At 40.4% G+C, this 13,529-nt stretch carries 8 protein-coding genes, 5 tRNA genes and 3 pseudogenes; all 16 read left to right on the forward strand.

Annotated elements, in window-relative coordinates:
* Positions 1 to 122 precede the first annotated feature (122 nt).
* The 16 genes and pseudogenes from alaS (at position 123) to luxS (ending at position 13,403) form a co-directional block, all read left to right on the forward strand.
* A pseudogene (alaS, locus tag AB1A03_RS04070) lies at positions 123 to 2,724 on the forward strand (alanine--tRNA ligase).
* Between the two features lie 55 nt (positions 2,725 to 2,779).
* Positions 2,780 to 4,012: an aspartate kinase gene (locus AB1A03_RS04075; RefSeq protein WP_354623292.1), complete on the forward strand. Its 1,233-nt coding sequence runs from the start codon at positions 2,780 to 2,782 to the stop codon at positions 4,010 to 4,012.
* Between the two features lie 93 nt (positions 4,013 to 4,105).
* Positions 4,106 to 4,294: a carbon storage regulator CsrA gene (gene csrA, locus AB1A03_RS04080; RefSeq protein WP_354623293.1), complete on the forward strand. Its 189-nt coding sequence runs from the start codon at positions 4,106 to 4,108 to the stop codon at positions 4,292 to 4,294.
* A 226-nt stretch (positions 4,295 to 4,520) separates the two neighbouring features.
* Positions 4,521 to 4,613 (forward strand) — tRNA-Ser (locus tag AB1A03_RS04085).
* An 18-nt stretch (positions 4,614 to 4,631) separates the two neighbouring features.
* Positions 4,632 to 4,708: transfer RNA gene (locus AB1A03_RS04090), tRNA-Arg, on the forward strand.
* Positions 4,709 to 4,773: 65 nt separating this feature from the next.
* Positions 4,774 to 4,850 (forward strand) — tRNA-Arg (locus AB1A03_RS04095).
* Between the two features lie 65 nt (positions 4,851 to 4,915).
* A tRNA-Arg gene (locus AB1A03_RS04100) sits at positions 4,916 to 4,992 on the forward strand.
* A 77-nt stretch (positions 4,993 to 5,069) separates the two neighbouring features.
* Positions 5,070 to 5,146 (forward strand) — tRNA-Arg (locus tag AB1A03_RS04105).
* Positions 5,147 to 5,504: 358 nt separating this feature from the next.
* Positions 5,505 to 6,236 (forward strand): sugar phosphate isomerase/epimerase family protein, encoded by a 732-nt coding sequence (locus AB1A03_RS04110; protein ID WP_354623294.1) that lies wholly within the window; start codon positions 5,505 to 5,507, stop codon positions 6,234 to 6,236.
* 649 nt (positions 6,237 to 6,885) lie between these two features.
* The gene (locus tag AB1A03_RS04115; RefSeq protein ID WP_354623295.1) at positions 6,886 to 7,137 is read left to right on the forward strand and encodes an oxaloacetate decarboxylase subunit gamma; all 252 of its coding nucleotides are present in this window, start codon (positions 6,886 to 6,888) and stop codon (positions 7,135 to 7,137) included.
* Positions 7,138 to 7,165: 28 nt separating this feature from the next.
* The gene (oadA, locus tag AB1A03_RS04120) at positions 7,166 to 8,944 is read left to right on the forward strand and encodes a sodium-extruding oxaloacetate decarboxylase subunit alpha (RefSeq protein ID WP_354623479.1); all 1,779 of its coding nucleotides are present in this window, start codon (positions 7,166 to 7,168) and stop codon (positions 8,942 to 8,944) included.
* 12 nt (positions 8,945 to 8,956) lie between these two features.
* A pseudogene (locus tag AB1A03_RS04125) lies at positions 8,957 to 10,086 on the forward strand (sodium ion-translocating decarboxylase subunit beta).
* A gap of 145 nt (positions 10,087 to 10,231) precedes the next feature.
* On the forward strand, positions 10,232 to 10,570 hold the full coding sequence (locus AB1A03_RS04130) for a YqaA family protein (protein WP_354623296.1): 339 nt from the start codon (positions 10,232 to 10,234) through the stop codon (positions 10,568 to 10,570).
* Positions 10,571 to 10,690: 120 nt separating this feature from the next.
* Positions 10,691 to 12,216 (forward strand): annotated as a pseudogene (gene gshA / locus AB1A03_RS04135) (glutamate--cysteine ligase).
* A 23-nt stretch (positions 12,217 to 12,239) separates the two neighbouring features.
* Entirely contained in the window at positions 12,240 to 12,854 is a 615-nt protein-coding gene (locus tag AB1A03_RS04140) for a transglycosylase SLT domain-containing protein (protein WP_354623297.1), read from the forward strand.
* Positions 12,855 to 12,893: 39 nt separating this feature from the next.
* Complete coding sequence (luxS, locus tag AB1A03_RS04145) at positions 12,894 to 13,403, forward strand: S-ribosylhomocysteine lyase (RefSeq protein ID WP_354623298.1); 510 nt, start codon at positions 12,894 to 12,896, stop codon at positions 13,401 to 13,403.
* Positions 13,404 to 13,529 lie beyond the last annotated feature (126 nt).

The following is a 13,529-nucleotide window of genomic DNA, read 5'->3' on the forward strand; positions in this document are numbered from 1 at the left end:
TAGATCGATACTTTCCACTCTTCTAGCTCCGTGTTATATTGGCAGCCTTTAAAATTTAACCCATTTGCTGTTTTATTGAACGCTTGTAAAGTAGCGAACTAGATTTGGAATCACTCATGACCATGATTAAATCGACGTCTGAAATTCGCCAAGGATTTTTAGATTTCTTTGCTAAAAAAGGCCATCAAACTGTCAGCAGTAGCTCACTAGTGCCAGATAATGATCCTACCTTGTTATTTACCAATGCAGGTATGAATCAATTCAAAGATGTATTCTTAGGTACTGATAAACGTAGCTATACCCGTGCAACATCAAGCCAACGTTGTGTGCGTGCTGGTGGTAAGCATAATGACTTAGACAACGTCGGCTACACGGCACGCCACCATACTTTTTTTGAAATGCTAGGAAACTTTAGCTTTGGTGATTATTTTAAACGTGATGCGATTAAATTTTCATGGGAATTTCTAACAGAAGAGTTGAAGTTACCTGTGGAAAAATTATGGGTGACGGTATTTGATGAAGATTTAGAAGCAGAAAAAATTTGGATCGATGAAATTGGTGTTGATCCTGCGCGTTTATCTCGTATCGGCGCAAAGGATAATTTCTGGTCAATGGGCGATACCGGGCCCTGTGGCCCATGTAGCGAAATATTTTATGATCATGGTGAACATATTTGGGGAGGGCCTCCAGGTACACCAGAAGAAGATGGCGATCGCTACATTGAAATTTGGAATTTAGTTTTCATGCAATTTAATCGTCACTCAGATGGGACGATGGAAAATTTACCTAAGCCTTCCGTTGATACTGGCATGGGCCTTGAGCGTATTTCTGCAATTTTGCAAAATGGGCACTCCAATTATGATATCGACCTATTCCAAGGTTTAATTAAAAAAGTAGCGGAAGTGACTGGAGCAAAGGATTTACAGGATAAATCATTACGCGTTGTTGCCGATCATATTCGCTCCTGTGGTTTTTTGATCGCCGACGGTGTGATGCCTTCGAATGAAGGGCGCGGATATGTATTGCGTCGTATTATTCGCAGAGCGGTACGTCACGGTCATAAATTGGGCGCGCCAGACGTTTTCTTTTTCAAAATATACGAAGAACTTATTACGCAAATGGGTGATGCCTACCCAGAGTTAAGTAAGCAACGTGTTTTTGTTGAAAAAATATTACGTTTAGAAGAAGAACAGTTTGCTAAAACGTTGGATCGTGGCCTGCAGATCTTAGACAACGCGTTAGAAAACCTTGAAGGTAATGTGATCCCCGGTGATGTGGTGTTCAAACTTTATGATACCTATGGTTTTCCTGCTGATTTAACCGCAGATATTGCCCGTGAACGCGAGCTTACCATCGATCAAGCTGGTTTTGATAAAGCGATGGATGAACAACGAACTCGTGCACAACAGGCTAATAATTTTGGCACTGATTATAACAATGTGTTAAAGATTGAAGAGCAAACTGAGTTTGTTGGTTATCAAACTTTAGCAATATCAGGACGAGTAATTAAACTGCTTAAGGATGGCGAAGTTGTTAATGCCATAGCAGCAGGAGATAACGCGCAAGTCATTCTTGATAACACCTCTTTTTATGGAGAGTCGGGTGGTCAATCGGGAGATATGGGCGAGCTTATTTTTGATAATGGGGTCTTCGTTGTTACGGATTGTAAGAAAGCGGCTGATGCAGTATTACACATCGGTTATTTAAGCAGGTTCATTAACTGTGCAGGATACGGTTAATGCGCAGGTTGACCAAGAAAGACGAAAATTGATTGCCCTTCACCATTCAGCGACTCACCTATTACATGCTGCATTACGCCGTGCTTTGGGTGAGCACGTGACACAGAAAGGCTCTCTCGTTGAAGCAGATAAACTGCGTTTTGATTTCTCGCATTTCGAAGCATTAAGCGAAGGGACTTTAGCGCAGGTAAGCTTTTTAGTGAATGAAGCGATTCGTAATAACTTTGACATTGTTACTCAATCGATGGATATCGAAGAGGCGAAAAAAACCGGAGCAATGGCGTTATTTGGTGAAAAATACGATGACTTGGTTCGCGTAGTACAGATGGGTGATTTTTCAACAGAGCTTTGCGGCGGTACACATGCTCAGCGTACAGGTGATATGGGCATGTTTTTAATTCGCTCGGAATCTGGTATCGCAGCGGGTGTTCGTCGTATTGAAGCTTCTGTTGGTGCTCCTGCTGGTGAGGTTGTTGCCGACATTTTAAATGAAGTAAGTAAAGCCTGTAGCTTAGTGAAGGGTGATCATTTTACATTGGGCGAAAAAATCACTCAGGTATTAGACCGTAGTAAACTACTTGAAAAAGAGATTGCTCAGTTAAAAGCTAAAATAGCGAGCTCTGCCGGTGCTAATTTGACTGATAACGCATTAGAAATTAATGGCGTGAAAGTGGTGGTCGCCAATATGGAAGGTATTGATCCCAAATCGTTACGTGATAGTGTCGATGAGATAAAGAATAAATTACAATCTGTTATCGTATTGTTAGCGACAGCAGTCGGTGAAGATAAAGTCAGTATCGTTGCCGGAGTGACAAAAGATTTGACTGCAAAAGTCAAAGCTGGTGACTTGGTTAATTTAGTTGCCACTTGCGTTGGTGGTAAAGGGGGCGGTCGCCCAGACATGGCTATGGCGGGTGGTACTAACCCACAAGCGCTCAATGATGCATTAGCATTAGTTGAACCTTGGTTAGCAGAACGTTTATAGCAAAATAGCTGCCTTTAACCGGGCAGTTAACTAGTAGAAAGGCTGAGAAATAATCATGGCGTTAATAGTTCAAAAATACGGCGGCACTTCAGTTGGTAATGTCGAAAGAATAAAAATAGTTGCTGAAAAAGTAAAAGCAATGAAAGAAGCGGGTAATGATCTCGTTGTTGTATTGTCCGCAATGTCAGGTGAAACCAATCGTATGATTGCATTAGCTAAAGAGTTGCACCATACACCAAGCGCAAGAGAGATGGATGTGCTACTGACTACGGGTGAACAAACCACCATTGCGTTATTGTCAATGGCATTGCATAGCATCGGTGTTGATGCGGTATCGATGACGGGTGATCAAGTTCGCCTAAAAACCGATAGTAGCTTCAGTAAGGCACGTATTTTAGATGTTGAAACCAAGAATATCGAGGGGCATTTAAAGCAAGGGCGTGTCGTTGTAGTTGCTGGTTTTCAGGGGCGTAACGAAGATAACCATATAACAACATTAGGACGTGGTGGTTCTGACACTTCTGCGGTGGCTATTGCTGCTGCTCTTAAAGCAGATGAATGCCAAATATATACGGATGTGGATGGTGTTTATACAACCGACCCTCGTGTTGAACCTAATGCACGTCGTCTAGATAGAATAACATTTGAAGAGATGTTAGAGATGTCTAGTTTGGGCGCGAAAGTATTACAGATTCGTTCAGTGGAGTTTGCTGGTAAATACAATGTGCCATTGCGTGTTTTATCCAGTTTTAAAGATGGTGGCGGCACATTAATTAGTTATGAGGAAAATAAAATGGAATCTCCAGTAATTTCAGGCATTGCCTTTAATAGAGATGAGGCGCGTTTAACACTATCTGGTGTGCCAGATCAACCGACGGTAGCGGCACAAATTCTTTCACCAATTGGTGAAGCGAATATCGATATCGATATGATTGTTCAAAATACCGTCGGTAACGGTAAAACAGATTTCACATTTACTGTGCATCGTGATGATTATCAACAAGCTAAGGAACTTTTAGAAGCTGTGTGTGTCTCATTAAAAGCAAATGCAGTGCAAGGCAATAATGAGATAGCAAAAGTGTCTATTGTTGGCGTTGGAATGTGGAACCACCCTGGCGTTGCGAAAACAATGTTTGAGACCCTAGGTCAAGAGGGAATTAATATTCACCAAATAGCAACCTCTGAAATTAAAATATCAGTACTTGTTGATAGTAAATATTTAGAGTTAGCTGTTCGTGCGTTACACAATGCATTTAATTTGGCCAACGAACCAATTGAAGAGAAATAATTTAATTTTCTCCGCAAATAAATATGAATTTTAGAATAGATTAGTCCATACTAAAAAGCTATTTAGATGGATAATATAATATAGGAGCAGGATATGCTGATATTAACTCGTCGAGTTGGTGAAACTTTGATGATTGGGGATAATGTTACCGTTACCGTTTTAGGTGTAAAAGGTAATCAGGTACGCGTCGGTGTAAATGCGCCAAAAGAAGTATCTGTTCACCGTGAAGAGATCTATATGCGTATACAAGCTGAAAAAAATGCGAGTTCATATAGCGAATAACACGCTGTGAATTAAATATTCTAAGAGCCTACGGGCTCTTTTTTTTTGCCTAGAGAATGGTTTTACCGTTCGCTCTAATTGGCTGTTGCGATTGAATACAGTGCAATTACAAAAAAAATGGTTTAATAGTAGCTTATTTGTTTATTTAACCATCAAACGGAAAAGAGTCATTAAAAAAAGTTTGACTTGTTTTCATAAGACAGTAATATGTGCGCCACAAGACGACGGTGGGGTGGCCGAGTGGCCGAAGGCGCTCCCCTGCTAAGGGAGTAACGGGTTTATAGCCTGTTCGAGGGTTCGAATCCCTCCTCCACCGCCATTCTTGTAGATTCTTAAAGCGGGTGTAGCTCAGCTGGATAGAGTACCTGGCTACGAACCAGGCGGTCAGGGGTTCGAATCCCTTCACCCGCACCATCTCTTTTGCAGGATATGGTTAGCGCTAAGAATCGAATGTAAAACAAAAAATAAAGAATATCGCGGCGGGTGTAGCTCAGCTGGATAGAGTACCTGGCTACGAACCAGGCGGTCAGGGGTTCGAATCCCTTCACCCGCACCATCTCTTTTGCAGGATATGGTTAGCGCTAAGAATCGAATGTAAAACAAAAAATAAAGAATATCGCGGCGGGTGTAGCTCAGCTGGATAGAGTACCTGGCTACGAACCAGGCGGTCAGGGGTTCGAATCCCTTCACCCGCACCATTCTTATAAGCTTACTTCGGTAAGTTTTTTTGTTTACAGAGCTCAATAATATTAATCCCATTAATATTATGCACCATGCGGGTGTAGCTCAGCTGGATAGAGTACCTGGCTACGAACCAGGCGGTCAGGGGTTCGAATCCCTTCACCCGCACCATATTTTCTTTTGCCACACCAACCCCTATTAATCCCCTTTGCTAACATTTCAATTTGCTACACGTAATGGCGCATCCTATAATAATACCAATCGGAATAAATAGCTGATCTATTTTACTGGTTAAAATAACTTACTTTTTTGTTGTAAGTTTCGCAAAGGGAACAACCATTTGTGTCAACTTACGCCTCAAATTAAGCCATTTTTCCTGCGCAAAATTTAGATCACATACTTAATTATTCAATGATGCGCCTTGCTCTCCATCCTTTTTCCCTGCAAGCCATGACCATCCTATTATGCGAATAGGTATGAGTCATTCATCGGTTTGGCGCAAATGGTTCTCTTTTGATAAGGAAATTTAATGAATTTAGGTGCGCAGTTATATGGCTTTAAAGAAGAAGAGTTGAAAATGAGGCCGGAAAAAGTGTTTAAGGCTATTGCTGATATCGGTTATCAAGCTGTGGAAATGCCTTTTGTACTTGAAGCTTCTTCATTATTAAATGAGTACGATTTAACATGTTCTGCCTTGCATATCGGCTCAGAGGGGCTGTTAAACTATGTTGAACTTCTCGACTATTTGGACCGCCATGATTGTGCTAATTTATGCGTTTCTGGTCCATTAGGTTGGCATGATTGTAGTTTAGAAAATTTTAGCGCGACATGCTCCATTATTAACAAGGCGGCAGAAGAATTTAAGGTTGCGGGTGTTAAGGTGCATTATCATAATCATGACTTTGAATTTTTAAAGTCGACGCGTAATGATATCACCCCCTTTGATATTCTTAATAAGGAGTTAGATATTACCAATGTGGGATTATGTGTCGATATCGGTTGGTTGCATTTAACGGGAATCGATCCCGTTCTCTTTTTAAAAGAGCATGCGAGTAGGATTTCATATTTACACCTAAGAGATTTTGCTCAGGGGCGATCTGTTGCGTTAGGTGAGGGGGAGGTTAAGCTTCTTCAGATAATGAAGACTTTTGACTTACTGAGCGATTTGCAGTGGTTGATGGTCGAGTTTGAACCAACGGATAATGCTTATCAATATTTTGCAAGGAGTGAGCGTTTTTTACGTGCGAATCATATTTGTTAATATCAATTAGTGGATATATTGCACGAGGGGAATTACCACGCAGAACTGGTTTTGAGCTAGCACCCCGTAGGTGAAGAAAAATAGCACCAATCTGCTTTGTTATAAAATCTCGATGTAGAATAACTATGCTGCAAATTTTTGCCTCGCATCTCGGCACTATTTTTCCTTTTATAGATTATTAGTAAAATTGAATGGTGAATATTTATTTGTTTTTATTGCATACTTGTTTTGTTTTTTTGTGTCTCAATAATATTCTCCATGTCTACTAATGTCTGATCTTTATTCGTGACAATCATCACCTAATTACAACATAAATTTGCTTTTTTCAAAGTAATCATTAGCTTTAAAAAAGCTTGTAATTGTTAATGTTTTAAGCTCTTTGAGGCTGTTTTATCTATACTTCCAATTTAATAGAAAATCCCGTATGATAATTTGTTTTTGAAACTCAGTTTAATTTCTTAATTCTTATTTTTTATAGGGTTATTAAGAGGTTAAGGTATGTTTATTAGGCTTTTTTAGCCTAAAAGTGGTGAGTTAGCTTTTTTATTCACCCTTTATTGCAGGTGATATTGTAGAGGAAGTGTGAATAATTATTCATTCACCTCTGTTTGTTAACAGGCATTTATTATGTACAAAAAGGATAATTACTATGGATGTTACTGAGTCATTATTAGAAGCATTAGTGTTAATGGGCTTAGGTATGGGCTTTGTGTTTCTGTTTTTAGGTTTATTGATGGTTGTCGTTAGCTTGATGGCAAAATATACGCCCGCAGATCTGCCCGTGACGAAAAAGGCCGTGCAAGGTGGTAACAATACCGCTGCCAATACGCAAATTAGCCCTCAATTAATTGCAGCAATGACTACGGCTGTGCAGCAATATCGCAAATCAACTGCACAATAAAGGAATATGAACTATGGAGAACGTGAAAATGGCGAAGCCTTTAGCAATAACAGAAGTGGTGCTGCGTGATGCGCACCAATCATTGTTTGCAACCCGAATGCGTATCGATGATATGCTACCGATTGCAGAAAAATTAGACAAAATGGGGTACTGGTCTTTAGAGACTTGGGGCGGTGCAACATTTGATTCGTGTATTCGTTATTTAGGTGAAGATCCATGGGATCGTATCCGCGCATTAAAAGCGGCCATGCCAAACACGCCACAGCAAATGTTATTACGCGGTCAAAATCTATTAGGTTACCGTCACTATGCCGATGATGTTGTTGAAAAATTTGTCGAACGAGCACATAAAAATGGCGTCGATGTGTTTCGTATCTTTGACGCGATGAATGATGTTCGTAATTTTGAAACTGCGATTAAGTCTGCCGTTAAAATTGGCGCGCATGCACAAGGTACAATTTCTTACACAACCAGCCCTGTTCATACTATTGATAACTGGGTTGATATGGCGAAACGCCTTGAAGATATGGGCAGCCATTCTATATGTATTAAAGATATGGCGGGTCTGTTAAAGCCATATGAAGCAGAAGAGCTAATTACAAAAATTAAAGCGAGTACCAATATACCACTGGCGTTGCATTGTCATGCAACGACGGGATTAAGTCTTGCTACACAGCAAAAAGCGATTGATGCGGGTATTGATATTATCGATTCTGCAATTTCTTCAATGAGTATGACCTATGGCCATTCGCCAACGGAAACACTTGTTTCAATTGTTGAAGGGACAGAGCGAGATACCGGACTTAACCTTCCTCAATTAGCTGAAATATCATCATATTTCCGAGAAGTACGTAAAAAATATGTGAAATTTGAAGGGGAATTAAAAGGCGTTGACCCACGTATTTTAATCGCTCAAGTTCCTGGCGGTATGCTGACAAATATGGAAAGCCAACTTAAGCAGCAAGGTGCTGCAGATAAGATGGATGACGTATTAAAAGAGATCACCGTTGTACGTAAAGATCTGGGTTATATTCCCTTGGTTACACCAACATCACAAATTGTTGGCACACAGGCGGTTATTAACGTTTTAATGGGTGAGCGCTATAAAAATATCACTAAAGAGACTGCTGGTGTATTAAAAGGCGAATATGGTGCCGCTCCTGCTCCATTTAATGCCGAGCTTCAAGCTAAAGTACTTGACGGTGCCAAGGCAATCACTTGTCGTCCTGCTGATAATCTTGCACCAGAGATGGATCACCTTGTTAGTGAGCTCAAAAAAGTGGCTGCTGAAAAAGGTATTACATTAGCGAAAGAAGAGATTGATGACACGCTAATTTATGCTTTATTCCCTGAAATCGGCCTCAAATTCCTAGAAAATCGTAATAACCCAGATGCTTTTGAACCTGTACCAAGCGCGGATGATCTATTACCAGCTGCGCCAGTGAAGAAAGGTAAAGCGGAAACTTACTCCGTTGCTGTTGATGGTCAATTATACACCGTACAGGTTGGCCCTGAAGGTAGCATTAGCGGTATCACTGCTTCAGCTGCACCAGCACCTGTTACTAATGTTGCATCTGCATCAACGAGCGGTACAGGTGAAGATCTTCCTGCACCACTTGCGGGTAATATTTTCAAACTACTTGTTAAGCAAGGCGAACAAGTTAATGAAGGTGATACGCTGCTCGTTATGGAAGCGATGAAAATGGAAACAGAAATTCGAGCAACTAAATCAGGCATAGTACAAGCCATTTTAGTTAAAGAAGGTGATTCTGTTGCAGTGGGTGAAGCCCTCTTTACAATAGGTTAAGGAAGTAATTAAGTGGATGGATTAACGACACTTTGGAATGATACGGGCATTGCTCACTTTGAGTGGCCCGGATTAGTTATGATGGCAGTTGGTGCTTTACTGTTATATTTAGCAATCGTGCGGAAGTTTGAGCCTTTATTATTATTACCTATTGGTTTTGGCGCAGTATTAGCCAATATTCCCAATGCCGGTTTTACTGAAGAAGGTGGTATGCTTTATTACATTTATCATGTGGGTATTGAAACGGGTGTATTTCCGTTAATTATCTTCATGGGTGTTGGGGCATTAACTGATTTTGGCGCTTTGATTGCTAACCCTAAAACTTTGCTATTGGGTGCTGCTGCGCAGTTTGGTATCTTTGCGACCCTGTTTGGCGCGATTTTACTTAATCTTGTACCAGGTTTTAATTTTAGCATGGCTGATGCGTCGGCTATTGCAATTATTGGTGGTGCCGATGGCCCTACGGCGATATTCTTAGCTTCAAGACTTGCACCCGATTTACTCGGTGCGATTGCGGTTGCTGCTTATTCCTATATGGCATTGGTACCAATCATTCAGCCCCCTATCATGCGTGCATTAACGACACCAGCGGAGCGTGAAATAAAAATGGAACAGTTGCGTCCAGTAAGTAAAAAGAGAAGATCATTTTCCCACTTGCTGTACTTTTTTTAACTATTCTATTTTTACCCGCAGCAACGCCATTAGTCGGTATGTTCTGTCTTGGTAATTTAATGCGAGAATCAGGGGTTGTGGATTGTTTAAGTTCCACCGCTCAGAATGAGTTAATTAATATTGTAACCATTTTCCTAGGCTTAGGCGTGGGCTCTAAACTATCTGCAGATAAGTTTTTAAACTTAGAGACCTTAGGTATTTTGGGATTAGGTGCAATAGCCTTCTCTATTGGTACGGCTTCTGGCGTGTTAATGGCGAAAGCGATGGGGCGCTTTTCAAAAAGTCCTATCAATCCTTTAATCGGTGCGGCAGGTGTTTCTGCTGTGCCTATGGCTGCGCGTGTAGCTAATAAAGTTGGATTAGAAGCTAATCCCCATAACTTTTTGTTAATGCATGCAATGGGGCCTAATGTAGCAGGGGTGCTTGGTAGTGCCGTTGCTGCTGGTGTATTGCTAGCGCTAGTTGGCTAAACGACTATTAAATATCGGTTAGTGTAAAAGGCCACTTAATAAAGTGGCCTTTTTTATTGGAGTTTGAATGTGTGGTCTGAATATATCACTCTCTTTTTTAGTGGTTTAATTTCATCAACACTCTTTCCGGTGGTTGGAGCTATTGTTGATTTATTATGTAAAAAACGCACCACAGCATGCCTTTGGATATTTATTAGCGGGAAGTATTGGTAATACATTGGGGGCGGTTATTACCTATTTTATGGGGTATTATTTTTATTGGGGGCGGGATAAAGCTCAACATAAATATATAAGATTAACGGCATTTTGTCGACGTTATGGTGCTCCTGCGCTATTACTTAGTTGGTTACCCGTTATTGGCGATCTATTACCCTTAATTGCAGGGTGGTTTAAGCTGCGGATAATGCCCTGTTTGATATTTATTTTTCTTGGCAAAGCGCTACGATACGGCATAATTATAGTTTCGACACTATATTTTCTATAAAATTGCATATTAGCTGCTTTTTAAAGTATGCTGAGATTTATTTTAACCACCTGAAAGGGGTTTACCTTGTCTCTTGATTTTCAGCAAAAATTAGCTTTTCTAGCTCAACAACCAGAAGCATTGAGTCAATTTGGTCGCGGTATTGAGCGTGAAGCATTACGTATCAAATCTGATGGCAAATTATCTTCAGATAAACATCCCGATGCCTTTGGTAGCGCCCTTTGCCATGAATCAATCACCACTGATTTTGCCGAAAGTTTAATGGAATTTATCACGCCTGTTGCCAAAGATGTCCCGCAACTATTTAATTACTTAAATGATATTCACCATTACAGTGCTAAAAATTTAGCGGCAGATGAGATGCTCTGGCCTATTAGCATGCCCTGTTATGTTGAAAAGGAAGATAACATTGAGCTTGCCCAATACGGTAGCTCTAATGTAGGTTTAATGAAGACAGCCTATCGGCAAGGGTTGAAAAATCGTTATGGCTGCATGATGCAAGTGATTGCAGGTGTGCATTATAATTTTTCATTACCGAGCGCATTTTGGCCTGTTTGGTCACAGATGCATGGCGCTGATTTAACGCCGCAAGAGGCGCAGTCAGCGGGGTATTTTGCTTTAATCCGTAATTATATGCGTTTTGGTTGGATCATTCCTTATCTGTTTGGTGCATCACCTGCGATTTGCAGTTCTTTTATTCAAGGCAAAGAAACACCTTTACAGTTTAAAAAGTTGGCTAAAGGGACTATCTATTTACCCTATGCAACCTCTCTACGTTTGAGTGATTTAGGTTATACCAATAGTTCGCAATCTTCTTTAAATATTTGTTATAACAGTTTAGAAAATTATCTTGCTAGTGTTTCCGAAGCTTTACATAAAAAGTCCCCTGAATTTAAAGCATTAGGAATTAAGAAAAATGGCAAATACATTCAGCTAAATGACAATGTACTGCAAATAGAAAATGAGCTGTATGCATCGATTCGTCCTAAAAGGGTGCAAAAAAAGGTGAAACACCATCACAGGCTTTGCATGCTCGTGGTGTCGAATATGTTGAAATTCGCTCTTTAGATGTCAATCCATTTTCTAAAGTAGGGATCACCGAAGAGCAAGTGAACTTTTTGGATTTATTTTTAACTTGGTGTGCGATTACCCCTTCTGATGAGATAAACGAGGCGCAATCAACCCATTTACGCACTAATTTCAGTCAAATAGTGACTGAGGGGCGTCAACCCGATTTACGGCTTGCCATTAATGGAAAAGAGCAAAGTGTATCGGCGTGGGGCGCGGAGATAATGGCGCAATTAATGGATCTGGCCAGCGTTTTTGATAAGCAGCAAAATGTCAGCCACTACGAGCAAGCCATTGCGCATATCGCAGAGTACTTCCGTCAGCCAGAATTAACTAATTCCGCGCGAGTATTAGATAAACTGCTAGCGGCTAATGTTGATAATGGTATCTTAGCTTTGTCGCTGGCAAAAGAATATAAAATAGCGTTATGCGAGCAGGGGTATCAGCTATGGTCGGATCAATATTTTGAGCAACAGCGTTTGGCTTCGCTTGAAAAACAGCAACATATCGAGCAGCAGGATACGCTTAGTTTTGATCACTATTTGCAACAATATTTTACGAATGCAGAAACATATTAATTGATAATAGAATAGGTTTAAATATGGTAAATAAAAAGATCCTTTTATCTTTACTCTTGACCCTCTTTGTGACGGCATGTGCAACGCCGCCACCGAAAAATCCGGATAATATTTGCCATATATTTTTTGAAAATCGCGATTGGTATGAAGCCTCCAAGGATATGAATAAAAAGTGGGGGACACCGATCCACGTACCGATTGCGATGATGTACCAAGAGAGTAGTTTCAAGCATGATGCTGCACCTCCCATGCAATATTTTTGGTTTATTCCAATTGGTAGAGCAAGTGATGCCTATGGTTATGCGCAGGCTAAAACGATGACTTGGGATGATTATAAACGTGAAACGGGGAGTTCATGGGCAAGCCGTGATGATTTTGCCGATGCCGTTGATTTTATGGGCTGGTTTACCAGTAAAACGCATAAAGTTAATGGTATTTCAAAGTGGGATGCCTATCGCCAGTATCTTAATTACCATGAAGGCTGGGGAGGTTATAAAAAGCAAAGTTATAACAAGAAACCTTGGTTAATTAAAGTAGCTCGTAAAGTAGATAATCGTGCAAAACAGTACTCAAGCCAATTAAAGGGTTGCCAAGAGAACTTAGATTCAAGCTGGTTATGGCGACTGTTTTTTGCCTAACCCGTGACGGATATTCATTCATTAAAAGAAGGAAATGAGATGCCATTACTCGATAGTTTTACTGTTGATCATACAATTATGAACGCTCCAGCAGTACGCATTGCTAAAAAAATGCAAACACCTGGAAAAGATACTATCACTGTCTTTGATTTACGTTTTACAACGCCCAATAAAGAGATGCTTTCTGAAAAAGGTATTCATACACTTGAGCATCTATATGCGGGCTTTATGCGTGATCATTTAAATGGTGAGCACGTTGAAATTATTGATATTTCGCCAATGGGATGTCGTACAGGTTTTTATATGAGCTTGATTGGTTCGCCTAGTGAGGCTGATGTTGCTTCTGCATGGTTAGCCTCTATGCAGGATGTGTTGAAGGTGCAAGATCAAAAAGATATTCCTGAGTTAAATGAATACCAATGTGGTACCTATTTAATGCACTCGCTCGAGGAGGCGCAAGCAATCGCTCGCGCTATTATTGAAGCGGGTATTGGTACTAATAAGAATGAAGATATTGCCTTAAGTGAAGCGCAGTTACAGCAGCTATAATTTCATTAATCGTACTTATACCAATCCCTATTATTGTCTGATTGCGTAATAAGTACGATTTTCATCTCAGGTGAAGTAGCTTTAAGTATGAGATCTAAATTTTGCGCAGGAAAAGTGACTTAATTT

The organism is Psychromonas sp. MME2 (genome assembly GCF_040566515.1).
Classification (GTDB): domain Bacteria; phylum Pseudomonadota; class Gammaproteobacteria; order Enterobacterales; family Psychromonadaceae; genus Psychromonas.